This is a genomic window from Vibrio sp. MED222 (assembly GCF_000153005.1).
Taxonomy (GTDB): Bacteria; Pseudomonadota; Gammaproteobacteria; order Enterobacterales; family Vibrionaceae; genus Vibrio; species Vibrio tasmaniensis_A.
Window position 1 is genome coordinate 1,427,163 of sequence record NZ_CH902606.1, and the last position, 24,320, is coordinate 1,451,482.

Below are 24,320 nucleotides of genomic sequence, written 5' to 3' on the forward strand. Positions count from 1 at the left end.
TTGAGATAGTCTATTACAAGGAATGAATACTTCAAATTTTTATTGTTTGTCGTATCAATTATTTTCAGGAGTTGAGAATGCACGCAACAAAATGGGATCAAGAAGCGAACCAGATCACAGTTGAGCTAAAACCCAACCAGTTCGCGGTTGTTAAGTATCAAAAGGACGGAGATGTACTACATATCACATCGACACGTATTCCTGATGAGCTTCAAGGTAAGGGCTTCGGTAAGGTGATGATGGAGTCGGTACTGCCTGAAATTGAACAAGCAGGTTTTAAAATTGTACCGATTTGTAGTTATGTGATTCACTATATGAATAGGCAGCCACAGTGGGCTCATCTTCTATCCGATAAAGCATAGCAACGAGTATATGTCTCAATCAATATCGTCAAAAAATCTCGCTCAACCGATAGCGAATTCAAGTCAAAATCAGCCAGAGCTTTATCAACAAGAGTTTTATCAAAATGAGCTTTATCAAAAAATAGCGGCCTCACTGGGTTGTCATCAAGGGTTTGATGTCCAGGTAATTCAAAGCCTATGGGGCGGGTATGGTGAATTAGTTCGTTTGGTTTTTTCTAAAGAAAGGCGTTCTTCATTCAACAGCGTAATTGTTAAACATGTCGCATTGCCAGATAAAGCAGAACACCCGAAGGGGTGGAATACCAAGCTATCTCATCAGCGTAAAGTACACTCTTACCAAGTTGAGACCGCGTGGTATCAGTCGTTTACCCAACTGTGGGATGAGCGTTGTCCTGTACCTGTGGGGTTGCAATGTGAGCTACAAGAGAACGAGTGGCTTATCGTTATGCAAGACTTGGCCGAAATCGGTTTTCCGTTAACTTCTCAGTTTGATGTGCTTGCTGCTTTTGATGATTTAGTAATCAAAGATACTCAGTCTGATCTGGCGTCTGGTTACACACTAGAAGAGCAAAACCAACGCGATGCTTGCCTTAAATGGCTCGGTAACTTTCACGCAAAGCACATCAATGTCGATCAAGAACATTCAGCTTCATTGTGGCAAGTCGGCACATATTGGCATTTAGACACGCGGCCTGACGAGTTAAACGCATTGGCTGATTTACCGCTTAAGAGCCAAGCGCAGCACATTGATAATCTATTAAGGGCGTGCCCATATCAAACCTTGGTACATGGTGACGCTAAGCTTGCCAACTTCTGCTTTGATTTAAAAAGCGAGCGCGCTGCTGCCGTTGATTTCCAATACGTTGGGCGTGGTTGTGCGATGAAAGATGTGGCCTTGTTCATGAGCAGCGCGGTTAGGCCGCAAGATTGCGCGCAGCTTGAAGCAGAGATCTTGGAGGCTTACTTTCGATACTTGAAAGCGGCACTCATGCACTATCAGCCACACCTTTCATTCGATGATGTTGAAGCCGCATGGCGACCAATGTTTTACGTGGCATGGGCTGATTTTCAACGTTTTGTTAAAGGTTGGAGCCCTGAGCATTGGAAGATCAACCCGTATACCGAGCAACTAACCTTACGAGTGCTTAACCAATTAGACGAACAGGAGTCCGTCAATGTTCGATAAAACCGCGAGCTGGAAAACGCCGCAAAACTTCTTATTACTGATTTCAATTGTTGTCCCTATCGCGTTTTCGAGCTGGATGGCGCTGCTGAATAACTTTGTTATTGAGAAAGCGAACTTTGATGGTGCGGATATTGGTTTATTGCAAAGTGTTCGTGAGATCCCTGGCTTCTTGGCCTTTACCGTGGTGTTTGTGTTGGCGTTCATTCGCGAGCAACGCTTCATGTTGATATCGCTGGCGATGCTCACTGTCGGTACGGCGATTACCGGTTTGTTTCCTTCACTTACTGGCCTATTGCTGACCACCATTTTGATGTCGACGGGTTTTCACTATTTTGAAACGCTCAAGCAGTCTTTGTCACTCCAATGGCTGAGTAAAGAAGAAGCACCTGAGATGCTTGGTAAGATGATCTCCGTTGGCGCGTTGGCTTCGTTAATTACTTATGGCTCAATCTGGGTGATGTTAGAACAGCTGAAGCTCGATTTTGCTTGGGTGTACGGCATTACTGGCGGTATTGGTTTTATTCTGGTTTTGGTGATGACCTTTGGTTTTCCTGAGTTTCAAACCAAGACTCAACAAAATAAGAAATTGGTGCTGAGAAAGCGTTACTGGCTCTACTACGCGCTCACCTTTATGAGTGGCGCGAGAAGACAGATCTTCACGGTATTTGCTGGCTTTTTAATGGTAGAGAAGTTTGGTTACTCAGCTGCTGACGTAACGCTACTGTTCTTAATTAATTACCTGTTTAACTTCTTATTCGCAAAACGTATTGGTCGATTTATCGGTGTGGTTGGAGAGCGCAAGGCCCTGATCTTCGAGTATGTTGGTTTGATTGGTGTGTTTGTCGGTTATGGTTTGGTACAAAGCGCGGAATGGGCAGCGGCGCTGTATGTTGTCGACCATCTGTTCTTTGCACTCGCATTAGCGATCAAAACCTATTTCCAGAAAATCGCCGATCCTGCCGACATGGCATCAACAGCAGGTGTCTCTTTCACCATCAACCATATTGCAGCGGTTGTTATTCCGGTCGTATTTGGGGTGATTTGGTTATCGTCCCCTGCAACGGTTTTCTACATAGGTGCTGCGATGGCGGCGGTATCTTTGGCGTTGTCTTTAAACATCCCTAAGAAGCCCGAAGAGGGCAATGAAGTGCGAATGTTTAGCTGGCGTTAACGGTAGGTAGAGGCAACAAAAAAGCTCCAATATCGCTATTGGAGCTTTTTTGTATGTGCCGTTTGATGATCAAGGAGTGTTACGCTTTAAACGGATTACTTCCTAGGCCACCTGCTTTTCTAAAGAGCCTGTAAAGCGTTTCCTGTAGCTGCGTAACATGCTGAGGCTGACTATCGCGGTTAGGGTCTCGGCGAACAGAATACTTGCCCAAATCCCTTGCTCTGGGAATAGCTTAGGTAAGATGACGATGCCTAATGCGACGAAGACAAAACCACGACCAAGAGAGATTAGTGTCGCTTGCTTAGGCTTCGCCGTTGCCTGAAACAAGTTGGCGATCACCAAGTTGACTCCCATTAGTGGTACAGCAAAGAAAAAGAACGTTAAGGCGGTTGCAGATAGCCCTATCAAATCACTCGAATCACCTAAATAGAGGGCTGCGATTTGAGGCGCACACAGGTACACAATAATCATAAACACCAAGCCGCTACCCATTGCACTTTTTAAACCTAAGCGAAAAATTGCTTCGATGCGGTTTGGCTGATTAGCACCATGATTAAAGCTGATGATTGGCTGGCAGGCTTGAGCGATTCCGACCATTACAAACAACGCAAATACTCCGATGTTTGCGGTTAAGCCATAGGCGATAATGTGATTCTCACCAAACTGATGCAACAACACGTAGTTGAACAATAAAATTGTCATCGCTGCGGTCACTTCTATGAAGAAAGTCGGCGTGCCTATTTTTAGAATGCTTGGCAGTTTGTTAAAACCAATCCCTTTTAAGCTCAGTTCCAAGGTGCCTTGTTTACGTACAAAGTGGCTTAATAAAATGCAAGCGATGACACCTTGTGCAATGGCTGTACCGTAGGCTGCCCCTTTCATCCCCCAGCCCCATTTCAAGACAAAGAAGTAGTCCAACACTAGGTTGACCACGGCACCTATCGACATTGCGTAAGTCGCCAGTTTCGGGTTGGTATCGTTACGAACAAAGCACGACATGACCCAAGCTAACGAGTACAAAACAAAGAATGGCAGCATCACAGACAGGTAATCGTGAGTCAGTTCAGCCATGTATTCAGAAGCGCCCATTAACGCAATAATGTCGTCCAGAAAATACAGAGCGATGCTGACTGAAATGGTACTAAGTAGGGCAGTACTGAGCATTGATTGGCTAAAGAGTGTTTGACCCGACGCCGAATTGCCTTTGCCGACTTCAATAGACATAAGAGCCGCGCCGCCAATACCTACCATCATCGCGATAGCGGTAAATATTGAGAAAGCAGGGATGGTTAGCGCGATAGCACCAAGCCCATCTGGGCCAACACCGCGTCCGACGAACCAAGCATCTCCCATGATGAAAAGAGACTTGATCACCATGCCGGTTAGCGCTGGCCAAAGGTATTGATAAAAGGATTTAGATATTGGATCGGTTTTTAGGTTGATGGCCACTGGAGTTAGCTCCCAACAAATTGGATTTAACCAAATTGGATGAAATAAAGAGGGAGCATTATCCGAACTTAACTGGGTTCAAAAAAGGGATTATCTGCTTATTATGTTGCACTATCTGCACATCGAGTTCGAAACTCTGCAGGGGGCTCTTTCATCTGCCCTCGGTAAAAACGGCTGAAATAGGCTGGGTCTTCGAAGCCAAGTTCAAAGGCGATGGTTTTAATTGTCTTGGTCGAAAAAATCAATTCTCGGTTCGCTTCCAAGATGATTCGATCGTGGATCAGTTGGGTGACCGTTTTACCTCGTTCAGCCTTCACGATCTCATTGATGCGCTTGTTAGTTATCGACAGTGCTTGCGCATAAAACTCACAACTCTTGTGGGTGGTGTAGTGTTGCTCAATCAAATCGACTACTTGGTTTACTCGGCTGTCACGCACTTCGCCTTTCAATGATGATTGGGTTGCGAAACGTAATATGTAGCGCAAAAAGCTATTCATGAGGGATTCTACCAAATCCCAGTCGCTCTCTTCTCGTGCACATTCCTCTTTAATCATAGTGAAAATAGGCAGTAGGTAGCGGTTGCCTTCTTCACTGCAATCTAAGTAGGGAGGGCGACTTTGATGCATGGCAAAAACGGTGTCGACCAGTTGTGTGTTGCGATAGTTGGTCTTGACAAAGCCTGGGGTAAACACCAGCAAGCGAGCGCTTTCTCCCACGAGTTCAGATCGGTGAACCTGACCCGGAGCAATGGTAAAAATACGGCCGACCTTGTTGTCATAGTCTACAAAATCAATGCTCTGACTGCCTAAGCTATCCACGCACCAAACCAACTCCCAGTATTCATGTCTGTGCGGTTCTAAGAACGCGTCGTCGCTGTTAGTCAGCTCCTCAACCCTACAAGGCTGACCTTTGACGAGGCGCATGTGTTTGATGGGAGTTCTCATGACATTCCTTGGTTGAAGACAGACGGTGCAATTAAGATTAGAGCCGTTGTTCTCGGCGTTTCTAATGTAGTCGATAGTGACTTTTAAGTCATTCGATTGATGCGTTATTGGCTATTTGATATGAGCAGTGAACCTGCGGCGCGTTGGAACTGGTTGAAGTATATGAGGAGGACGTGAGAGAGAATTTTAAGTCGGAGTGGTAACTAAATAAAACCCTAGAGACTCATTGCGAGCCCTAGGGTTATATATACAGATTATTAGCCTAGTTGCTACTTGCTGTTTTAAGCGTTGAACGCAGCTTGAAGATTCCCCTAGGTGCCTTGGTCAGCAAGATGCCACAAAGTAGAGGGATCATCATAAGCAGAGACTGTTCAGATAGAACCTCACCATTGATGTAGCAAGAGATCAGCAGCGCAACCACTGGGAAGATTAGGAAGCAGATAGACGCTTGGAAAGGTGTCGAAACTTGTCCTAATTTAAAGTAAGCCACAATCCCGCCAACACTCGCCACAAAACCTAGGTACACGACAGCTGAGATTGAATCCCAAGTGAAGGACTCAACATTAACGCTTTCACCCATCGCTGAAACTGCGAACAAGAATAGAGAAGCAATTAAGCTCGGAACGGCGTTGTAGGTAAGTACTTCGATGCCTTTACAGTGCTTTTGAACTAAAACATACATCACTGCGTGAATGGCAACTGCAAGGCCTAAGCAAACCGTGCCAATAAGGTAATCATCACCACCCATTTGCATTTCATTGCCAAGGATTAAACATAGGCTCACAACAGCTGTGACCAAACCAAAGATTTGATGTTTCGCCAATCGTAGACCTAAGAATAAACCCGACATCAGCATGACAGCGACTGGCATGTTGGCGAAGATGATCGACGCTAGACCAGAAGAGATGTATTGCTCACCATAGATCATCAAAGTGAACGGAATAGCAAAATACATCAGTGCCACAATAAGCAGCCATTGACGTTTACCTTTAGGGAAAAGCAAAGGTTGGTTGAAGACTTTTGCTAATACCGCAAGCAAAGGTGCTGCAAGTAAAAAGCGTAACGCAGTGGCAAAAATAGGTGGGATAGAATGCAATGCCACTTCCATAGCGAACCAAGTGGTTCCCCAAATTAAGCAAACAGAGACAAAAAGCAAGATAGTTAGCGACTTCGAATTCATGGTGACTACTCATTAATAATTATTTTAAATCATAGGCTTGTGGCGCCTTAATGACGTGGCACAGTATAGAAAGGTAGTCGGAGAAAAGTTTTGCCTTTTTATCTCTAATTTGAGTTTTTTGTGGAAATTAAATCTATAATGTAATTGTTTTGAAGAAAATTATTTTATTTTAGATAACTTGAACAAAGCCATTATTCTTTGTGAGGTTTAATGTTGGTCGATAAATCGTCAGTTTAGCGACGTATGGAAATTTGGTTGAAAGATATTAAGAATAAGATTCAGCGTGTTGTTTTAGGTGTTCAATAAAGGCGCGAATTCTGGCTGGCACCTGTAACCCATAATTATGTACGACATAGAAAGAGGCTTTAAGAACTTGATCTTTGGGCAAGATGTTTACCAATGTTCCTTTTTTCAGGTCTTCTTCAATTGCTTGTTTAGGTAAACAGGCAATCCCCAACCCATTTAAGGCCATCATGCGGATCGTCGGAACGCTATCTCCGATTCTACTTGCCCTGAATTGATACGTGCTTACTTTGCCCTTATTAATTTCAAAGCTTCTTTGGCTGTTGATTCCTTCCCACTGATTGGCAATGTAGTCATATTGGGAGAGGTCACTTGGCGTGATTGGCTGCGGTATTTGCACCTTAGTAAGATAATCTGGGTGACAGCACAGTACTTGATGAAGCTCTCCGAGCTTAATTGCACGAGACGTTGAATCAGGAAGAGCCCCAACAGTGACCGACAGGTCTATGTATTTCTCGATAAGATCTACGCGCATATCGTTGGCCAATAGTTGAGGCTCGATACGAGGGTGGCTTTTCATAAACTCACACATTGCAGGTCCAATAAGATGTGTCATCAATGTGTGTGGGGATGTGATGGTGATAGTGCCTGCAAAATCAGAACAGGACTCGCGTACTTCTTCTTCCGCAAGCGACATTAATTTTCGCATTTCTAAGCATCGTTGATAAAAACGTTGTCCAGCGTCGGTTAAGGATTGGCGACGTGTTGTTCGAGTGAGTAATTTCACACCAAGGTGTTGCTCAAGCCCTTGTAAGTGATGGCTAACGACAGATTTTGAGAGATCTAGCTTATCAGCCGCTTTCGTTATGGAGCCCGATTCTACAATTTGGGCGAACACTTGCATGCGATGTAATTCGTTTTTCATGGTGGTTCATTGTCTTATTAAATCGAACTATGTTTCAAATATTACTGTATTTATCTATTTTAACAAACAAGTAAGATTCTCCTCGTACCTTAACAAAATAAGAAAACGGAGAGAATGATGACTATTTTAGTGCAATTTACCTTGAGCCATACTGAAGATAAAACGGCAGAGATCGTTGAGTTTTTTAATGAAATATTGCCAGATACTCGTACTTTTAACGGCAACCTTTCTGCGGAGCTTTATCAAAAAGATTTGGCAGAAAATTCCTTGGTTTTATGTGAAGAATGGGAAAGTACCGCTCACTTTAATGAATACATTGCTTGGCGCAAAGATATTGGTGATTTTGACCGTTTAGGCGCGATGCTTACGGATATGCCAATTATCACCGTCATGTCAAAAATCGTCACAGCCTCTGAGGCGTAATGATGAATAAGATATGGAGCCCTTCTTCAGTACCCGCTCCAGCCGCTAATTATCATCAATGTGCGTTGATCCCCGCAGGTTCAACGCGATTGCACATCGCTGGGCAACTAGGGATTGATAGCGAAGGAATGGTGGCTGAAGGTGCGGAACAACAGATTGTACTGGCTTGGAAAAATCTGAGAGGTGTGCTTCAGGCAAACCAAATGGATATCGAAGATTTAATCAGTGTAAGGCTGTACTTAGTGGACCGGAATGATATGTCTGACTATCAAGCCGCAAAGCAGCAATTGCCTTTCGATGTTGGTGGTCTCCCAACGACATTACTGTTTGTGCAAGGGCTCTTTGACGAGCGATGGAAAGTTGAAATTGAGGCCGAAGCAGCGAAACTGATTTAAGTCGATCTCTGTATACTCAATTGATACGAAAGACATGATATGAAGCAAAAAGCCCCTTTATTTAATCAGACTATAAAGGGGTGATTTCTTATCTAGAAATATTGCTATTCAGCGACGCATAGTGATTTGGTTGAAATCGATCCAACCATTCGCCAGCTGCTCAACAGGATTAACTGTTTTAGCATAATTGAGTTGCTGTTTTACGTGGAAAATCGGTCTATAAACACCGAACTCTATTAATTGTGCCTCAAGCTCTAGAAAGGCCGATTGTCGCTGGTGGTAGTCATTGAGAACCCATAGCTGTTCAAGGCTTTTGTTACGCCACTGTTTTTGCTCGTCAGTTAAACAAACCTCTAAGGCAATAGAACTTTGTAGCCATCCCATCCAGCTGCTGTCGAGATTGTCTGAAAACACTTCACCACTGATCAATATATCCGCATTTTGTAGGTTGCTTTGTTGGCAAAAATCTGGAAATTCGAGCACCTGATATTCGCAGCTAAAACCAAGTTCATTAAGTTGTTCACAATAGTGGCGAGCCATTTTTATGTGATCAAACAGCTGATAGGTTAGGATTTTTATCGGTTGTTTAGGCTTGTTTAGTTTATCTGCGAATTGTCGAGCCACTTTTAATGCGTCTTTGTCATTCGCCGTCACTAGCTTAGATTTCGATGGCTGACTAGACGTCGACAGCATTCCATATGCGTAGCCGACAGTATTCAGAGGAATGTCTTTCGCGACACCAAGTAAACGCAGTAAATCATTCAGTGACCTAAGGTGTTGTGGTTCTGCGAGCCAAGGGTGGCGATGTGAGTTGAGCAAGGCGTACTCGCAGCCTTTCTCCCACTGCTCTATCTCTGCTAGCTCGTTCTGTAATAACGATTGTTGATAGTGCGGATGTGAGTGAACAATGTCGCAGTGCATTTCATAGTCTTTGGCTTTATCGCCAACATTCCAAATCTCAATGCCGTCTACCCAAGGTCGGTGCCCATAGTAGGCCTTGAAAGCTTCGAGTCTGGTTAGCCACTCTGACTGTTCCACTAGTTTAAAGCTGCCACTTCCAATGATTTGTTCTCCTACTTTCTTGGCAATACCTGCGGCAGAGCTCGATAGTAGCGATGGAAGGTAGCCTGCGTTGGCATTGATAGCAAAACAGAGGTGAAGCGGATCGATAACCGTAATGGTAGAGATGCATTTAAATTGCTGACTATTGTGATGGCTGCTGCCGATCAGGCGTAGAAAGTGCGCTTTGATGTCTTGCGCTAGAATCGATGAGCCGTCATGAAACACTAAGCCTTTTCGCAAAGTGAAATACCAACGATTTTCATCTTGGGACCAGTCAATTGCAAGATCACCTTCAAACGAGTGAGTACGCGTGTTGAAACGCAGTAAGTTACTGAACAGGTAACGGGTGATGTGTGCTTCAGTGCGTCGTGTCACTTCAATCGGGTCTAGGCTATGTGTGCCTCTATAGAAAGGGATTTGCAGAATATCGAGCGTAGTCGGCAAGCTCTGATAGCGGCTGATATAACCAAGCAGGAACTGATCGCGTTGCGACTCTTCAATAAGCTCTAAAGCTTGGTCGACCTTGTTTTCCGATAGTAATTCATCAATCCTCAGTTCCAACTCATGGTTCACGTTTTTGAGTAGAGTGAGTGTGGGTAGGTTGCCCCGTCCAACGCCTGACTTCCAATCAATCCAGCCTTCGTTTACTAGCTTTTTGATAATCAGTTGAGCGTTGCGTTTGGTACAACCTAGAGCTTCAGTAATTTCTGTAAGCGAAAGTTGAGTTGGTTGGTTAATGAGTACCCGAGAACGTAAAAATGCCAGTGCCTTCCAGTAATGCATAAAGGTGAAATCCTTGCTGAATCTTTCTATTTTTCTTCATCTTTTAATCTCGATAATAGGGTTATTCGATTGTTTTTAAAAGGAATGAAAAATGGAAGGTGTAAATAAAGAAGAGGCTACGTCCTCTATTTGGAAAAGCTCGAGCTTTATTGTGTTGTTTTCGACGGCGTTCTTCGTTGCATTTGGAACCAAGATTTATGACCTTGCTCTGCCCTTGTTGGTGTACGAGTTAACACAGTCTTCAGAGATGATGGGGTGGATGAGAGCGGTCGAGTTTTTGCCCAATCTACTCTTAGCGCTGTTCATCGGTGTATGGGTTGATAAGTTTAATAAAAAGCATTGGTCACAATGCATGTTGCTCGGACAAGTGCTGGTGTTGGTTATCTCATATATTGCAGTGCGTTGGCTTTCCAACCCTCTATATGCTTTGTTTCCGTGTGCATTCCTGATGATGGCGTTTAACTATGGTTATCACAATGCACGTATCGGGATGATGAAAAACGTTTTACCTCAGTACATGCAAAATACCGCCATCGCAAGAATGAGCTCTTTGTACAGTTTGCTAGAAACGGTCGGCCCGGTTTTGTCTGGTGGTCTGCTTCTGTTATCCGCGTTACATAATGTGTTTTTACTTATTGCAGTGATGTATGTGCTAGCGTTTTGGCAGCTCAATAAATTGGAATTCAAGCCGGCTATGCCCGTTGCTCATCAGTCGGTGATTAGCGCACTGAAAGAGGGTTGGCTGATCTTGTATGCGAACAAGAACATGTGGCACATTACCTTAGCAGTGATGGTGATAAATACCACGGGAGCGGTATTTTGGATTCAAGCTATCTACTTTGCAAAAGCAGAGCTGGCTTTAAACCATATGGAGGTGGGCTACCTGATTGCAGCATCTGGAATCGGAGGGCTGTTAGGTTCGTTTACTGCTGACAAAGTTCGTCAACGCATCGGCTTAGGTGTTTTACTTATGGTCTCTATTGCACTTGAAGCGGTCGGTTTTATTATTCCTGTATTATTCATAGACGGCGACCAAGCTAGCGGACTTTTAATGTCATCTTTTGTTGGTGATGGGCTGTTTAGTCTTGATGGTAAATGGGTATTAATGGGCGCGTTTATGTGGGTGAGTGCGATTGGCGTGTACAGCAGTATTTGCATCTGGAGTTACCGGCAAGAAGCTTTCGATGAGCAACATTTAGGCCGAGTTGCAGGCATTACGGGATCTTTATTTAAATTATTGATGCCCTTTGGGTTAGCGGCTTCCGGTTATTTGGTAACAGTATTCGACGTGCCAAATATTTTTGTGCTCTGCTTCATTATTCAATTATTTACCGCTTTAGCTCTGCTGATGACCAAAGTCCGACATATTGAGTAGAGCGCGACTCTTTGGTTCTTTGAGAGTCTAGCCACCAACAAAAAACGCGCCCTCAATGAGGCGCGTTTTTGAGCAATACGTTTAAGAGGCTGCGTCTACTGCGTAACAGGCTTAACTTGTTTGGACTGTCTTACTGCCAGAATAAGTTGTGGTAGCAGCGACATCACTATCATGCCGGTCATTAGCGAATACTGGACTGCAGTGAATGATTCACCCATTAACACCATGCCTGTCACGATGCCAGCCACTGGGTTTGCGATGCCACCGAAGGTGAAATCAACTACGGACATACGTTGCAGTAACCACACATACATGCCGTAACCCAGCGCTGTGTTTAGGCCAATCACCCACATGAGTCCCATAGCATTACGAGTATCGAAATGAGTGACAGCGTTAACATAAGGCTGCGGGTCGATGAATGCGTGAACGCCAGACGCGACAGATAAAATCGTACCGCCTAGAATCAGTTGCCACGTTAATACCTTCCACCAGTGCATGCGATTACCCAGTGACTTGGTAATGCTACTGCCGATAACGATACACATGATTGCAGCGAACATGGCGCCTAAACCTATTGGGTTTAATGCGATTTGACTTGGATTAAACAATATCCACGCCAATGTGATTAATCCAACACCAGACAAGGCTTGAATCAATTGCGGACGCTGTTTCTTTACTACCCAATGGAAGATCATCGCAAACACTGGCACAGAGATCATACCTACACCGGAGATTGCCGAAGGCAACGTCAACGCCATCACGAAGATTAAGCTAAAGAAGGTCGCAATATTGATAAGACCCAATGTGAAAATGATCTGCCATTCGCCTTTTTGAGGCAGTGTCGGTTTTACTACTAGCAATAACAAACCAGCAGGCAACGCACGCAAAGCACCCAATAATAAGGGGGGCCATTCCTGTAGCGTAAATTGCGTCACTGCATAGGTTGTTCCCCAAAAGAACGCGGGAATCATTGCTAATAATATGTTCATATGAAATATCTTTACATTAAGATAATAGTTGTATGAACTGTATACCTAGATCATATGGTTGTAAAGTATCTTTATGTTAAACTAGTTTGAATTAATCAGACTAACAACGGAGCGAGATCGCAAATGGATGCTATCGACCGCGTAGTAGAGCAATGGGCAAAGGAAAAGCCTGAATTAGAAACTGAGCCAATGGCAATGATGGGTCGGATTATGCGTATTGCCAAGTATATGGAGACGCAAGTTGCCGAGCTTCATAAAAAATACGACATGAAGCTGGGTGAGTTTGATGTGCTGGCGACGTTGCGACGTTCTGGAAAGCCTTACCGACTGACGCCATCAGAACTGATTGGGTCGATGATGCTGACATCTGGTGCGATGACCAATCGCCTTGATAAGCTAGAAGCCAAAGGGCTGATCAGCCGTGAACACAGCAAAGAAGATAGACGTAGCGTGAGTGTTCAGCTAACCAAAGATGGTCTTATTCTGATTGACCAAATGATGACAAAGCATGTCGAAACGCAGAAAAAACTGGTTAAATCATTGTCTGCGAGTCAGAAGAAGAACACCAACCAACTTCTGAAAACATGGTTGAGTGCGTACGAATAATTTTTAGGTGGCTGAGTAGGGTACGACTATGGACAGTATTCAAAATAATACGGAAAAAACAGATATGCTTGAGAAAGTAGAGCGCGTTGTATTAATTAATGGATTGGAATATGAGGTTAGCGGAAATGTTCTTAATCTTAAGCTAGGCAGAGCGGGTGGAAAGGTAAAAATCAAATACGATTACGCGACGAATTCATACGTCTACAACTGTAATGAGTATGCTATTGGTTTTTCCAGTCTCATCTTCTTCGTTCTTTCGTTCAATACTCTGTATCAAGTTGATCACCAAGCATGGTCTGGTTATGTCGCGGGTTTGATGTTCGCTGGAGCAATATTCAATTTGATCCAATTAGTGCTATCGCACGTCCAAATGTTAGACATTAAAGCACAGCTAAGAGAAGTAGGTATCTACCTCAAGTCTGGCGCGTAAGAGCCTTTAGCATCTTGTGTATCGTGAACAACTGAACAACTGAACAACTTAGCCATTTCTGAGTAACGAGTGGTTAAGCCCTGCCATCGGTGGTTATAGGCCCAAATAAACAGCGTTAACACCAATTTTTAGTGCTGTTTTTACTTTCCTCTTACACACTTTTCTTATATCGAACCTAGTATCAAATTTCTCTTGGTTATACAGGCAAGCTTCTCATTATGAAGAACTTTTTCGATAGCGAGCTCATGCTCTCTAGCTCCTTGAACTTCGTTCTGCTGTCACTTGGACTAACGCTCCTCTTACATATTCCAATTTGGTGTGGATTCAACCTGAGTCGGCGAAAATGGAAGCGTATGGATTATTTATGGCCGTTTTTAGCGGGTATCGGAATGCTTGGTGCCGTGTCTGAGATTAGAGCGAAGGTGGCGGGTGATTGGGTTGAAACCGAACAAACCAGAGCGGTGGCGATTTTAGAATCTGTTCAGCGGTTCTCTTTGGATAAGCTGAGAAGTGATACCTGTACAGGTCAGCCATCTTTAGATAATCACGCTCAGTACCACGACGCGTGTTTGTGGTATTTGAATACGGCGATTACGTTTAAAGATGTCGATTTCACCTTGTTACCCAATGCATCGGATTTTACGGTTCCTGCGCCTAGCGTGTCGTTAGTTGAAAGTGATGCGGTGTGGGTGTACGGTATGCTGAGTCAGTATGAAAAGCAGAAAAACCAATATATAAAAACCAGAGAAGCGCAGGTGAAGCAGCCCCTAGAAAGTATCTTTTGGTATGTGAGTCCTTACTTAGTGTGTTTCGCGATTGCACTACGTCTTACTAAGGTGACAGCAGAGCTCAAGTTGGATAAATGCTCATAGTTCACTGAATGTTTGTAGTTCACGGTTCATCGCTATATCAATGGGTAACTCAATAGCTAGGCAAGCGTATAACTTTAGGTAAGCGTATAACTAATAGGATGTGTCTGAATTAGAGATAAAAAAATAGCGTCAGTATTGAATTACTGACGCTATTTTTATGTTGGATCCAACAGTAGCGGAAAGTTGTTTATAAAGGTGGCTACTTAAATTGATATCTAACCGAAAGTTGTAATTGAGGGCCGTAAAGACCGTTGTTTTTGGAAGCAACTGCAAACACTGCTTTATCTGTGGCATGGAACCTGGCTCCAAACGTAAAGATTGAGTGCTCTCCGTTAGAACCCGCAAGCACATGGGCTTCTACTCTCTGAGTGATCCACGCTCGAATACCCGCATTAAATTCGACATAAGCTTTCGTTTCTCCAGCTGCGTATGAGTTTTTGTTGAAATGGAGTAGCAGCTGCGTATTTAAGTCGATCCCTTGAGTTATTGGACCATAAACTTGAGGGCCGATGTACGCATCAAAGTTGCTTTCATCTTCGGCTGTGTTGGTACTAAGGCCGCCCAAAATCGCCAAGCTATCGTTGATGTCGCGTCCACCATCCACGCTTAACCCCATAGGCTTTGCTTGCATCCCAAGTTCTACAAAGTCCGTTGTGAAATTTGCCGCAGATATAGCTTGATGAGAGAAGAGGCATAGCAGTAGAGGTATTACATTTTTAATTTTCATATGACTTACAAAAGATAGTAATAGTGGAGTAAAGCGCTTGGTCATGCTTTATTTATTGTCACGCCAAAGCGATGAAGTTCTTCGAAAGTTAAGTCAAAGAAAATGTCTGTTCTTGTTGTCCATCTTGATTGTGCTGTATAGGGGGGCGATAACCCATTCCTTTGCTTGATGATTGTATATTAAACATAACTGCAATAACCAACAACGATTTTAATTTTTTTTGTATAGCTCTAAGTTCTGGTTCAATTATGGAAATAGTTAATCCTAACTGTATGAATGCAAAAATGGGCAGTTTATCTGCCCATTTTTATAACTGTAATGAATGACAAATCTTCCCTTAGATCGAGATTCAACTCGATATAGACAGTGCGAACGACAACAAGATTGGTAGGGTAACCACACTTAGGAAGTTACCAAACAACACCATAGATGCGACCTTAGGGGGCTCGACATTGAACCTCTCTGCAAACAGGTAGTTCATCACAGCGGGTGGCAGCATGGTGAACAGTACCATCATTTGTAAGTGCAGCGTCGGCAGCGGGATAAAGAAATAGATGATGGTAAAAGCGATCGCCCCTGTAAACAGGGATTGAGCCGTACACAACAAGCCGACCTTTAATCCGCTCAGTCTCAAGTTGACCATTTGCGAACCTAACGACAATAGCATGATAGGAACAGCAGCTTGCCCAAGCAGTGATGTGGCTTCGTAGATTGGATTCCACACGGTAATTCCAGACAGGTTGAGCGTCATCGCTAGCGCAGCCGCTAAGAAGATTGGCATCTTGAGGATCTGTTTGATCGGATTACCGTCGCTCAATAGCGCCAACCCCACACTGATATGGACACATGCCGATACCACAAATAGTAATACCGCAGGGGCTAATGCGCTCTCGCCAAAGGTATAAGTGAATAGGGGAATGGCTAGGTTGCCACTATTACGGAACATGTGTGGCGGAGCCCAAGCCTTGAAATTGAGCTTAAAGATCTTACAGATCGGAATCATCAACAATGCAGGCACTAACACTGCGACCAAAGAAGCGGTTATGAGTGGCAATTGCTCTGTGTCGAGAGGCATGGTGGTCAGCGATGCAAACACTAGCGCAGGGATACACACATCCATGTTGATGCGATTGATCGGTTTGAAATCGGGCTTGAGCCAACGACCGACCGCAAAGCCAGCACTGGCTAAAGCAAAAACGGGAAACAGAATGCTGATGACCTGTTCGAACATAGAATTCCTTTCTAGGTTTAGTACATCCATTTAGCGGAGAAACGAATGTTTTAGAGAGCGCTATAGATACGTATGAAATCGAGATGTATAAACATTAACCTATCAACATAATGACTTGGCGTCACCGAAGATCGTTGTCTGTCAGCGGTTAATTTACATTTCTTTGAATGAAGCACAAAAAAGACCAGTGGCATCAGCAACGGGTCTTTAAAGGCTAGATAAATCTGGACGGGTTCTTTAATTAACTACGGTGACCACTAAACGCGATTATCACCACAGCTGTAGGCAACGATCTGGCTGATTTCGCTCAGGCTACGACCTGATTGTTGCTGCCATTCGTTGAAGGCTTTACCCGCTGCCAGTTGTGCTCGCTTGGTGTTACGGCCGCTATCTAGCACATCGGTACTGCGCAGGTGCGCTTCAACATCTGATGACAAGATGAAGGTGTCTTTACCCATTTGACGCAGAGTGTAGGCACCAGTATTACCACCTAATCGCTTGCCGTGTTTTTTCAGGTAATCCCACAGCTCTGTGATACGTTCTGATGGCCAGTCGGCAACCATTTGCGAGAATGAATCGGCTTCACGCTTAGCATTGTGGATCATGGTGGCATTGGCAGGGATGGTCATCACTTTAGTGAGGTGGCGAATAATGCGCGGGTCTTGCGCTTTCTGTTCCCACATCTCATTCGGCAGCATCAGCATTTTCTCGATGTTGAACTCAAAGAACACCTCTTCAAATTGCGGCCATTTCTTTCTCACCACATTCCACGAAATGCCACACTGGAATACTTTTTCAGTAAAGGCGGCTAGCCAACGGTCGTCGGTGATTTGCGATAACTCGGCTTGAGAAAGGGGCGTACGAACAATCTTTTCGAGTTCGGCTGCTCCGCCTTTACGGTGAGCAGCACGTTGATAAATAGTGTCGAATTTTTCTTGGGTCATTGAAGGTTCCAAATTACATCTGTGTATCTTGAGTATGTAGCCAGTGCTTAATGATATGGGGCTGAATCTGGCAATTAAAACAAGTCGATTAACTAAATAAGTCTGTTAATTAAAACAATCCTGGTAACTAAAATTAACCTGACAATTAAAATGAACTAGCAGAGCTTTAATTCCATCTGATACAAGGGCCACGTTTTGCCATTGAACTCTTTCACGCTCGGCTCTTTGTCTACCACCTGAAATCCTGCTTTGTCGTAGCAGCGTTTTGCTCCGTGGTTTTGCTTAAATACGGCCAAGGTGATGGTGGTGATATTTGGGATTTCTTTCGCAGCTTCTAATGCACTTTCTATCATGGATTGCCCAAGCCCTTTACCTCGTTGGTTTGGGTTAATCGCGACTCGGCAAAAGCGAAGTTCATTGTCTGACATGCGTTGAAACTCCATAAAGCCAAGCAAGTCATCGGTATTTGAGTTGGCGTTTGAATCGGCGTTCGGTTCAGAGTATGACTTAGATGCAGAAAAGGTATATAGCTCGACATGTGGTTCTTGAGAACGTTCGATGATGGAGGCTGCTTTTAAGGGCCAACCAAATGTCCGTCCGCCCCATAGAACGTAGTCTTCTAGGGATGTAAACCAAGTGACGATCTCGTCGGCGTCGGATGCTTTAAAGCGGTTTATTTCCATATCCTTCTCTCTTCCTTATCGCGTGTCTCTTTTTCTAAGCCGTTAAACTTCTGCGGCCAACTGATCAAGAAATCCACGCATGTAGTCGGTGCGCTTATTGGCTTCTAATTTGGCTGATTCTGTATTCATGGTTTCAGCTAGCTTGAACAGCTTCACGTAGAAATGGTCGACGCTGTAGTGCTTGTCATCCAAGTCACGCTGCTTCGCGAATGGGTCTTCGTGGTTATAGAGTTCAGCGTTAAAGCTTTGACCCACGTATAGGCAGCGAGCAATGCCAATCGCACCGAGAGAATCTAGGCGATCTGCGTCTTGAACAATCTGTGCTTCCAAGGTTTCTGGTGTGATGTTGGCGCTGTAACTGTGAGTGACAATAGCGTGATGGATTTCGTCGAGATAGGACGCGGGATACTCGATAGATTTGAGGAAAGAGATCGCCTTGTCTGCCGCCATTTTTGAGCTTTGGGCTCTGTCTGGGTGGTTCTTAGGGAAGGTGAAGCAATCATGAAGGTAAGCGGCAGGAAGAACGACCTCAAGCTTAGCCTGTTCTTGAGTACACAAAACCTCAGCAGTTTTGACTACTCGCTTGATATGGCTGATGTCGTGCGCGGCATCCTGTGTCATCTCTTGCTGAGCAAAATCAAGCAGTTGGCTTTCAAATCTTTTAATCACGCGTCCCTTTCTCCATCTGTAGACGTTATCAATGTTGCTTATCGATTAGTATCGTTTCATCTCGACTGTAACAGTTTCTTGCGCGATTTTTTATCTTTTATAAAAGGAATATAAACAAAAAAACCGACTCAGTGAGTCGGTTTAATAGAGAGGCTTGTCTACGTATTTTAGGACGAGATAGATAAAAGCATTATCAACAGTAATTAGAGCTTAAGCGACGGCTTGCTGAAGCTGCGCTAACACATGATGTAGGGAAGGGCTGATCGTGTGACCAAGCGCTTTCACTTCGTCACATGGTTCTACCAAATCTGGGATCTGGAAGCTGATCATGTTGGCTGCCATAGATGCGCGAATACCGTTGTTTGAATCTTCAAACGCTAGGCAATTTTCAGGTGCAACACCTAAGCGCTCTGCCGCTAGCAAGTAGATCTCAGGGTGAGGCTTACCATTGGTGACTTCACAGCCTGTGCTTAACGAAGCGAAGTAAGAATCTAACCCAGCCAGTTCAAGCTTCTTTTTCGCGATATCAAGCTGAGTGGAGGTCGCAACCGCGATTGGAATGTCGTTTGCTTTAAGCCATTCAAGTAGTTCGATAACACCATCTTTAACTGGGATTGCTTGGTGCTTAACAACCGCATTGTAGCGAGTGCGCCATTCGGTGTTCAGCGCCGGGTAATCTAACCCTTCGCCGTAGCCCTTTCTAAAAATTTGTTCGATGGTTTTTGCGTTACAACCAATGATGCCTAAGTAAACATCTTGCAAGAACGGAACATCTTGCGCGTGACATGCTTCTTCAAAAATCTGCATACAAAGTCGCTCGGTGTCGAGTAACAGTCCATCCATATCAAAAATAGCAGCTTGAAAATTCATATCCGTGGTTCTTTATGTGTTGTCATCGTGAGGGCGAGTATTTTGACATAGTGTCTCGGGATAGGCGAGTCAGTGTTCAGTAAGAATATGCTTAGTTAGATTGGGAGTATGCTTCTGGATGACTTTATATATGATTGATTATGAATAAAATAATATCGTTAAGTTATGAATCTGGCACTTTATAGGCCATGCAGATCTAACAGTCACAATAATGGTTATCGTACATAACAAATTTAGATTTAGAGTCTGTCTTCCTATTACATTTCATAAACTTACGGTTCAGTTAGCGTGACCATAATCTTAGAAAAAACAATTTGCGAGAGTCTGCAATCATAGTGTGACCAAGCGATAAGTAAATAGCGGAACTTAGGGACAAAATATCATTAGTCCACATTTTTAGCAGGGTTGCTTATGTTGTATTTTGAGTTTCTATTTTTATTAGTCGTTCTTTATATCGGGTCTCGATATGGCGGTATTGGCTTAGGTGTTGTTTCTGGTATTGGCTTGGTTATCGAGGTGTTTGTCTTCAAGATGCCACCAACGTCTCCACCTGTCACCGTAATGCTGATCATCCTCGCTGTTGTTACCTGTGCTTCTATTCTTGAAGCGGCTGGTGGCTTGAAATACATGCTGCAAGTGGCCGAAAGGGTACTGAGAAAGAACCCGAAACGCGTCACCTTGATAGCACCGTTCGTGACTTACTCGATGACATTCCTATTAGGTACTGGCCACGCGGTTTACTCCATCATGCCTATCATCGGTGATGTTGCACTGAAGAATGGTATTCGTCCTGAGCGCCCAATGGCGGCTGCATCTGTTGCATCTCAACTGGCGATTACTGCATCTCCAATCTCGGCAGCAGTGGTTTATTACCTCGCGCAACTTTCTGATATCCAACACTCTATTACTCTGCTTTCTATTTTGATGGTGACGGTTCCTGCAACGCTGTTCGGCACACTTTTACTTTCTCTGTATAGCTTGAAACGTGGTAAAGAACTGAACGACGATCCTGAATACCAAGCGCGTCTAAAAGATCCTGAGTGGAAAAAGCGCATCGAAAGCACCACTGCGACGTCTTTGGATGAAGTACTTCCAACTTCGGCTCGTAATGCAGTATTGATTTTCTTATTGTCGATTGTGGTGATTGTTATCGTGGCGATGGTGCCTGAGATCAGAACCATCGTAGACGGCGACAAGCCAATCAAGATGTCGGTGATCATCCAAATGATGATGCTCTGTTTCGGCGGTATCATTTTGTTAGCGACCAAAACTGACCCGCGTGATGTGCCAAACGGCGTGGTATTCAAATCGGGTATGGTGGCAGCGATTGCTATCTTCGGTATCGCTTGGATGTCGGATACCTATTTCCAATACGCAATGCCTCAGTTCAAGTCGGGCATCGTGGAAATGGTGACTAACTACCCATGGACGTTTGCACTAGCGCTATTCATTGTATCGGTTGTGGTGAACTCGCAAGCCGCTACTGCACGTATGATGCTGCCTGTTGGTCTTGGCTTAGGACTAGACCCAGCCCTGCTTATCGGCTTAATGCCAGCGGTTTACGGCTACTTCTTCATCCCGAACTACCCATCAGATATCGCTACGGTTAACTTCGATGTCTCTGGTACCACCAAGATTGGTAAGTGGTATTTCAACCACTCATTCATGTCGGTCGGTTTAATCGGTGTAGTGGGTGCATGTTGTTTAGGCTACGCATTGGCACAGATTTTCATCGCTTAGTCTCACTTTTTATCGCTTAATCTGACTTCTTGTCGCTTAATTAAGCGATAACGAGATAACAAACAAAAACAGCGCCTATTTAGGCGCTGTGTTTGTTTTTACTGTTTGGAAGTTCTGATACGAACCTAGATTTCGAATTAATAACCAATATTAACGAGGCTCAAAGGCGAGTGACTGAATCGCTTCTTCTCTCGCCAGTTACTGTTACAACGACTGTTACCACTACAACTACAACTACAACTATAACTACCACCACAACTACAGCTGACCCTTTCGGGCAATATCCAATTTACTATTCGCAACAGAAGCGTAATTTTTGAAGGCTAAACTTGAGGTTCTAAGATCAGCAAGCTGCCCTTTTGTGCGTGTTTTTTTGTTTTCTTCCTGTCTTTAAAGCGTGCATTAGCGGCTATTTCAACTCCTAGCTGGGCATTGGTCAATGCGTCGTCACTGTTATCCGTTGAGCTTAAATAGGCGGCTTCAAGTTCTGGTGGTCTGAACAAATTCGGCAGAGTCCCCCTCATTCCATCAATGTCAGATTCAGTAAAGTCTGTGATAACAGAAATTCGCCATAATTCTTCAGCAAGCAACTTATAGCTTTGATCTAATAAAATCATATAAGTGTGGGCTTTATTCTGACATCGGCCAAGTGCAACTATGTTGACACTGCGGTCATATTTTTCATTTTTACGCTTTTGATAAGCTTTTGTTGTTAAATGGGAGGCTAATTTATCCCACAGCAAAATTTTAAGGAGAAGGGGATTAACCATGGTATCCGCCTCTACATCAGTACCTATACCTGCTGTTAAGCCTGCAGCCGCTCTCACTTTAATATCGCCGCTACCGCGTACAACAGCCTCAAGTGCCGCGTTTATTCCAGCGCCAGCACTTACCGAAGCTTCAATTTTAAAACGTGCAGCATCAATACTGCGCGCTTTAAAAACGGCTGTTGTCGATCCCTTCGCTTTAGCACCGATAAAAGCACTACCACCGATAGCGCCGACAATAAACTCATCAGCTCCGAGGATATTGCTGCTGTTGAATGCTCCGTTTACCTGAGCTTTAACTTCCGCGCCGACAAATAAGGACGCTTCGCTTTGTAGAGCAAATAACTGTCCAATACTCAGTTCATGGCTGACTTCAACCATTACGCCAAATTTTGCCGCCAGTTCAAGGTTAACCCCGATATCGATGCCAGGGATCAACTGCATTGGTGCAAAACCATTACGATTTTCAAGCTCAGCCTGTGAAAAGTTGGTTTCTTTTCCTAATCCTTGGCTAACACCGGCATTGCCTGTTATGCCTATTTTCCGGCTTGCCCGCCCGCCCCTTCATAATCCCCGCCCCGCCATTGCTGCCGAATTTTGCATGCAAGTCGGTTTCTACTTTAACTCGTGCTTCAACACCAGCCTTAACTGAGGCTTGGTTACGGACTATATTTCTAAAATCCCAAGTACGTTTTATTTCAATTTTGCCTTCAGCAAAAAGATCCAGAGTATTTTTAGTACTTAGCGCACCGTCTCTTGCTGATGCTTTATCTTCATAACTGGTCTTGATACCTTTATGACAAAGTGCGGTATATGAATTGCGTTTATGCTGATCATTAAGGATCTGCCAGATATTATTATCAATGTTCTCTTTCTGATCGTACAAACTTTTCAGGCTATCAAGTTGTGCATCAATCACTTCAAGCTGTATACGTCCTAGCTCACCGTTTCTTACAATATTTGTTCTAAGTGATTCGATGAGTTTTATCTGCTGTAGCAAAAAATTATAGGTAGTGCGGTTAATACATTTAAAGCGAATATTTTCCAGTGGCGTTTTACTTGGGCGAACTTCTCTTATTATTTTTTTGAAATGTACTCTAATCTGACTGCGCAGAACCATCCACACCGGATCATTTGTCACATCTGAGGCACCAAAACCATAACTGCTACTTAGCTTCTTATGGTGTCTATATTTCATCGCTTCAAGATGAGAATAAACGGCATCAATACCTCTCTGCAGGTAAGGTATCGCTTTTACCTTATTGCTTTTAAAAGCCATATAAAGATTACCTGTCCATCTTTTAAATTCGATGTCACAGGCGCTTGGCGGCTGAAAGCTGCCGTTGGGTTTTAAAATATAATCGATATTGAGTTCTAAAGGATTTGCCATTTTAAACTCCTAAACTAGGGTTGATCGGTGAGCGCGGCGAAATGGATATTCGAGGAAGATATAAAGTCTTGCTTTGATGACATCTCGCACTCATGGCTTCTTAAACATGCTCCAATGGATAGAGTAATCCTTAGGAAGTCATTAGAATTTCGGTACATACAGAAAAGCAGAGTTTCACTTAATTCAAGTAGGTATGTCAAAGAGGGGATTATCTCGCCTACAATACTCATTCACACCTTAATTGGCTTAGATAAAGCGGTTAAACCCCCGGACATTACCTAGGATGAGGTCAATGTTAATGGGTACATCGATAACTTTATCATCACGGACGCTTCAAAAGAAGTTATCTAAACGAAGATAACTCCAGCTTTGTGATAACGAGGCAAGAAATAGAAACGGCGTCTAATTTGGCGCTGTTTTTGTTTGTTCTGTTTGGACGTATTAAGCCGAACCTAAGTTTTGAATTAATACCCAATATTAACGAGGCTCAAAAGCCAAAGATTGAATCGCTTCTTCGATTGTCAGGAAATGGATCTTCATCAGGCACACTTCTGCCTTCTGGAACTCGTGATTTCGAATCAGGTTGGTCACGCTTTCAACTGAATAGTGCTCAGGTTGTTTCGTGAGAGACAGTTGATTTGAGCTTGATTCAAGCGAGTAGCTATCGCCCACTGAATCAATGAGGTAATCCTCTTCGCCCAAGATCATGTCTGAGCATTCTGCTTGAAATTCGTGTTCGGATGCGACGTAAATAAGCTCATCGTCCCCGTCGAGTTTTACCAAAGATGGCCAACTGATCATTACTGCCTCTCAATCATGGATGTTGAAATGTATGTCTGGACTATAAACACTTTTGAAGCTTAAGTCAGGTACTAGTGATTTATCCTATAGAAAGAACAATAAA

Annotated in this window: 25 protein-coding genes; 10 read left to right on the forward strand and 15 right to left on the reverse strand. The window is 43.8% G+C overall.

Annotation, left to right across the window (positions count from 1 at the left end):
- Positions 1-77 precede the first annotated feature (77 nt).
- Genes MED222_RS15445 through MED222_RS15435 form a run of 3 tightly spaced genes read left to right on the forward strand, consistent with a single transcriptional unit; the run spans position 78 to position 2,719 of the window.
- A complete protein-coding gene (locus MED222_RS15445) occupies positions 78-362 on the forward strand; it encodes a GNAT family N-acetyltransferase (RefSeq protein ID WP_009846169.1) in 285 nt (94 codons plus the stop codon).
- Positions 363-372: 10 nt separating this feature from the next.
- Entirely contained in the window at positions 373-1,548 is a 1,176-nt protein-coding gene (locus MED222_RS15440; RefSeq protein WP_009846170.1) for a phosphotransferase, read from the forward strand.
- Complete coding sequence (locus tag MED222_RS15435) at positions 1,538-2,719, forward strand: MFS transporter (RefSeq protein WP_009846171.1); 1,182 nt, start codon at positions 1,538-1,540, stop codon at positions 2,717-2,719. Before MED222_RS15440 ends, MED222_RS15435 begins: the two co-directional genes overlap by 11 nt.
- A gap of 102 nt (positions 2,720-2,821) precedes the next feature.
- On the opposite strand, the gene MED222_RS15430 is transcribed toward MED222_RS15435, so the two are convergent.
- From MED222_RS15430 to MED222_RS15415, 4 genes are all read right to left on the reverse strand, one after another.
- Complete coding sequence (locus MED222_RS15430; RefSeq protein ID WP_009846172.1) at positions 2,822-4,168, reverse strand: MATE family efflux transporter; 1,347 nt, start codon at positions 4,166-4,168, stop codon at positions 2,822-2,824.
- A 101-nt stretch (positions 4,169-4,269) separates the two neighbouring features.
- Positions 4,270-5,112: a helix-turn-helix domain-containing protein gene (locus tag MED222_RS15425; RefSeq protein ID WP_032555111.1), complete on the reverse strand. Its 843-nt coding sequence runs from the start codon at positions 5,110-5,112 to the stop codon at positions 4,270-4,272.
- A gap of 262 nt (positions 5,113-5,374) precedes the next feature.
- Positions 5,375-6,292: a DMT family transporter gene (locus MED222_RS15420; protein ID WP_009846174.1), complete on the reverse strand. Its 918-nt coding sequence runs from the start codon at positions 6,290-6,292 to the stop codon at positions 5,375-5,377.
- Between the two features lie 265 nt (positions 6,293-6,557).
- Positions 6,558-7,460 (reverse strand): LysR family transcriptional regulator, encoded by a 903-nt coding sequence (locus tag MED222_RS15415; protein WP_009846175.1) that lies wholly within the window; start codon positions 7,458-7,460, stop codon positions 6,558-6,560.
- Positions 7,461-7,574: 114 nt separating this feature from the next.
- Here MED222_RS15415 and MED222_RS15410 point away from each other — a divergent pair, with 114 nt between their 5' ends.
- Both MED222_RS15410 and MED222_RS15405 read left to right on the forward strand, forming a co-directional pair.
- Positions 7,575-7,883 (forward strand): putative quinol monooxygenase, encoded by a 309-nt coding sequence (locus MED222_RS15410; protein WP_012601159.1) that lies wholly within the window; start codon positions 7,575-7,577, stop codon positions 7,881-7,883.
- On the forward strand, positions 7,883-8,278 hold the full coding sequence (locus MED222_RS15405) for a RidA family protein (RefSeq protein ID WP_009846177.1): 396 nt from the start codon (positions 7,883-7,885) through the stop codon (positions 8,276-8,278). The genes MED222_RS15410 and MED222_RS15405 overlap by 1 nt, the downstream gene beginning before the upstream one ends.
- Before the next feature lie 108 nt (positions 8,279-8,386).
- Here the strand turns inward: MED222_RS15405 and MED222_RS15400 are convergent, their stop codons facing one another.
- The gene (locus MED222_RS15400; RefSeq protein WP_009846178.1) at positions 8,387-10,123 is read right to left on the reverse strand and encodes an ABC transporter substrate-binding protein; all 1,737 of its coding nucleotides are present in this window, start codon (positions 10,121-10,123) and stop codon (positions 8,387-8,389) included.
- 91 nt (positions 10,124-10,214) lie between these two features.
- On the opposite strand from MED222_RS15400, the gene MED222_RS15395 reads away from it, so the two are divergent.
- Positions 10,215-11,498 (forward strand): MFS transporter, encoded by a 1,284-nt coding sequence (locus MED222_RS15395; protein WP_009846179.1) that lies wholly within the window; start codon positions 10,215-10,217, stop codon positions 11,496-11,498.
- Between the two features lie 95 nt (positions 11,499-11,593).
- Here MED222_RS15395 and MED222_RS15390 read toward each other — a convergent pair whose 3' ends face one another.
- Positions 11,594-12,487 carry a DMT family transporter gene (locus tag MED222_RS15390; protein ID WP_009846180.1) on the reverse strand — a complete coding sequence of 298 codons (894 nt, stop codon included), beginning with the start codon at positions 12,485-12,487 and terminating at the stop codon, positions 11,594-11,596.
- A gap of 123 nt (positions 12,488-12,610) precedes the next feature.
- On the opposite strand from MED222_RS15390, the gene MED222_RS15385 reads away from it, so the two are divergent.
- The 3 genes from MED222_RS15385 (at position 12,611) to MED222_RS15375 (ending at position 14,395) form a co-directional block, all read left to right on the forward strand.
- A complete protein-coding gene (locus tag MED222_RS15385; RefSeq protein WP_009846181.1) occupies positions 12,611-13,093 on the forward strand; it encodes a MarR family winged helix-turn-helix transcriptional regulator in 483 nt (160 codons plus the stop codon).
- Between the two features lie 28 nt (positions 13,094-13,121).
- Positions 13,122-13,523: a hypothetical protein gene (locus tag MED222_RS15380; RefSeq protein ID WP_009846182.1), complete on the forward strand. Its 402-nt coding sequence runs from the start codon at positions 13,122-13,124 to the stop codon at positions 13,521-13,523.
- A gap of 353 nt (positions 13,524-13,876) precedes the next feature.
- Positions 13,877-14,395, forward strand: a complete 519-nt coding sequence (locus MED222_RS15375) for a hypothetical protein (RefSeq protein WP_009846183.1) — start codon at positions 13,877-13,879, stop codon at positions 14,393-14,395.
- A gap of 199 nt (positions 14,396-14,594) precedes the next feature.
- On the opposite strand, the gene MED222_RS15370 is transcribed toward MED222_RS15375, so the two are convergent.
- From MED222_RS15370 to MED222_RS15345, 6 genes are all read right to left on the reverse strand, one after another.
- On the reverse strand, positions 14,595-15,122 hold the full coding sequence (locus tag MED222_RS15370) for a hypothetical protein (protein ID WP_232281801.1): 528 nt from the start codon (positions 15,120-15,122) through the stop codon (positions 14,595-14,597).
- A 349-nt stretch (positions 15,123-15,471) separates the two neighbouring features.
- A complete protein-coding gene (locus MED222_RS15365) occupies positions 15,472-16,353 on the reverse strand; it encodes an AEC family transporter (protein ID WP_009846185.1) in 882 nt (293 codons plus the stop codon).
- 257 nt (positions 16,354-16,610) lie between these two features.
- Positions 16,611-17,297: a DNA-3-methyladenine glycosylase I gene (locus tag MED222_RS15360; protein ID WP_009846186.1), complete on the reverse strand. Its 687-nt coding sequence runs from the start codon at positions 17,295-17,297 to the stop codon at positions 16,611-16,613.
- Between the two features lie 155 nt (positions 17,298-17,452).
- The gene (locus MED222_RS15355; protein ID WP_009846187.1) at positions 17,453-17,980 is read right to left on the reverse strand and encodes a GNAT family N-acetyltransferase; all 528 of its coding nucleotides are present in this window, start codon (positions 17,978-17,980) and stop codon (positions 17,453-17,455) included.
- A gap of 42 nt (positions 17,981-18,022) precedes the next feature.
- Positions 18,023-18,649 (reverse strand): HD domain-containing protein, encoded by a 627-nt coding sequence (locus MED222_RS15350; RefSeq protein ID WP_009846188.1) that lies wholly within the window; start codon positions 18,647-18,649, stop codon positions 18,023-18,025.
- 210 nt (positions 18,650-18,859) lie between these two features.
- Positions 18,860-19,519, reverse strand: a complete 660-nt coding sequence (locus MED222_RS15345; RefSeq protein WP_009846189.1) for an HAD family hydrolase — start codon at positions 19,517-19,519, stop codon at positions 18,860-18,862.
- 411 nt (positions 19,520-19,930) lie between these two features.
- On the opposite strand from MED222_RS15345, the gene MED222_RS15340 reads away from it, so the two are divergent.
- A complete protein-coding gene (locus MED222_RS15340) occupies positions 19,931-21,259 on the forward strand; it encodes an anaerobic C4-dicarboxylate transporter (protein ID WP_004732879.1) in 1,329 nt (442 codons plus the stop codon).
- A gap of 323 nt (positions 21,260-21,582) precedes the next feature.
- Here the strand turns inward: MED222_RS15340 and MED222_RS22440 are convergent, their stop codons facing one another.
- The 3 genes from MED222_RS22440 to MED222_RS15330 all read right to left on the reverse strand — a co-directional run bounded on the left by MED222_RS22440 (position 21,583) and on the right by MED222_RS15330 (position 24,217).
- Positions 21,583-22,470: a hypothetical protein gene (locus tag MED222_RS22440; RefSeq protein WP_009846190.1), complete on the reverse strand. Its 888-nt coding sequence runs from the start codon at positions 22,468-22,470 to the stop codon at positions 21,583-21,585.
- A gap of 67 nt (positions 22,471-22,537) precedes the next feature.
- Complete coding sequence (locus MED222_RS22445; protein WP_009846191.1) at positions 22,538-23,416, reverse strand: hypothetical protein; 879 nt, start codon at positions 23,414-23,416, stop codon at positions 22,538-22,540.
- Positions 23,417-23,893: 477 nt separating this feature from the next.
- Positions 23,894-24,217, reverse strand: coding sequence for a DUF4144 domain-containing protein (locus MED222_RS15330; RefSeq protein ID WP_009846192.1), 324 nt, complete (start codon positions 24,215-24,217; stop codon positions 23,894-23,896).
- Between the last annotated feature and the right edge of the window lie 103 nt (positions 24,218-24,320).

What these genes read in the sequence shown, in the direction of transcription:
- MED222_RS15405 (WP_009846177.1), top strand. Translation starts at nt 7,883, where the DNA reads ATGATGAATAAGATATGGAGCCCTTCTTCAGTACCCGCTCCAGCCGCT.
- MED222_RS15395 (WP_009846179.1), top strand. Translation starts at nt 10,215, where the DNA reads ATGGAAGGTGTAAATAAAGAAGAGGCTACGTCCTCTATTTGGAAAAGC.
- MED222_RS15330 (WP_009846192.1), bottom strand. Translation starts at nt 24,217, where the DNA reads ATGATCAGTTGGCCATCTTTGGTAAAACTCGACGGGGACGATGAGCTT.
- MED222_RS15345 (WP_009846189.1), bottom strand. Translation starts at nt 19,519, where the DNA reads ATGAATTTTCAAGCTGCTATTTTTGATATGGATGGACTGTTACTCGAC.
- MED222_RS15420 (WP_009846174.1), bottom strand. Translation starts at nt 6,292, where the DNA reads ATGAATTCGAAGTCGCTAACTATCTTGCTTTTTGTCTCTGTTTGCTTA.
- MED222_RS15360 (WP_009846186.1), bottom strand. Translation starts at nt 17,297, where the DNA reads ATGACCCAAGAAAAATTCGACACTATTTATCAACGTGCTGCTCACCGT.
- MED222_RS15435 (WP_009846171.1), top strand. Translation starts at nt 1,538, where the DNA reads ATGTTCGATAAAACCGCGAGCTGGAAAACGCCGCAAAACTTCTTATTA.
- MED222_RS15425 (WP_032555111.1), bottom strand. Translation starts at nt 5,112, where the DNA reads ATGAGAACTCCCATCAAACACATGCGCCTCGTCAAAGGTCAGCCTTGT.
- MED222_RS22440 (WP_009846190.1), bottom strand. Translation starts at nt 22,470, where the DNA reads ATGCAGTTGATCCCTGGCATCGATATCGGGGTTAACCTTGAACTGGCG.
- MED222_RS15410 (WP_012601159.1), top strand. Translation starts at nt 7,575, where the DNA reads ATGATGACTATTTTAGTGCAATTTACCTTGAGCCATACTGAAGATAAA.
- MED222_RS15440 (WP_009846170.1), top strand. Translation starts at nt 373, where the DNA reads ATGTCTCAATCAATATCGTCAAAAAATCTCGCTCAACCGATAGCGAAT.
- MED222_RS15385 (WP_009846181.1), top strand. Translation starts at nt 12,611, where the DNA reads ATGGATGCTATCGACCGCGTAGTAGAGCAATGGGCAAAGGAAAAGCCT.
- MED222_RS15340 (WP_004732879.1), top strand. Translation starts at nt 19,931, where the DNA reads ATGTTGTATTTTGAGTTTCTATTTTTATTAGTCGTTCTTTATATCGGG.
- MED222_RS15400 (WP_009846178.1), bottom strand. Translation starts at nt 10,123, where the DNA reads ATGCATTACTGGAAGGCACTGGCATTTTTACGTTCTCGGGTACTCATT.
- MED222_RS15365 (WP_009846185.1), bottom strand. Translation starts at nt 16,353, where the DNA reads ATGTTCGAACAGGTCATCAGCATTCTGTTTCCCGTTTTTGCTTTAGCC.
- MED222_RS22445 (WP_009846191.1), bottom strand. Translation starts at nt 23,416, where the DNA reads ATGGCAAATCCTTTAGAACTCAATATCGATTATATTTTAAAACCCAAC.
- MED222_RS15370 (WP_232281801.1), bottom strand. Translation starts at nt 15,122, where the DNA reads ATGAAAATTAAAAATGTAATACCTCTACTGCTATGCCTCTTCTCTCAT.
- MED222_RS15445 (WP_009846169.1), top strand. Translation starts at nt 78, where the DNA reads ATGCACGCAACAAAATGGGATCAAGAAGCGAACCAGATCACAGTTGAG.
- MED222_RS15380 (WP_009846182.1), top strand. Translation starts at nt 13,122, where the DNA reads ATGGACAGTATTCAAAATAATACGGAAAAAACAGATATGCTTGAGAAA.
- MED222_RS15390 (WP_009846180.1), bottom strand. Translation starts at nt 12,487, where the DNA reads ATGAACATATTATTAGCAATGATTCCCGCGTTCTTTTGGGGAACAACC.
- MED222_RS15355 (WP_009846187.1), bottom strand. Translation starts at nt 17,980, where the DNA reads ATGGAAATAAACCGCTTTAAAGCATCCGACGCCGACGAGATCGTCACT.
- MED222_RS15415 (WP_009846175.1), bottom strand. Translation starts at nt 7,460, where the DNA reads ATGAAAAACGAATTACATCGCATGCAAGTGTTCGCCCAAATTGTAGAA.
- MED222_RS15375 (WP_009846183.1), top strand. Translation starts at nt 13,877, where the DNA reads ATGGATTATTTATGGCCGTTTTTAGCGGGTATCGGAATGCTTGGTGCC.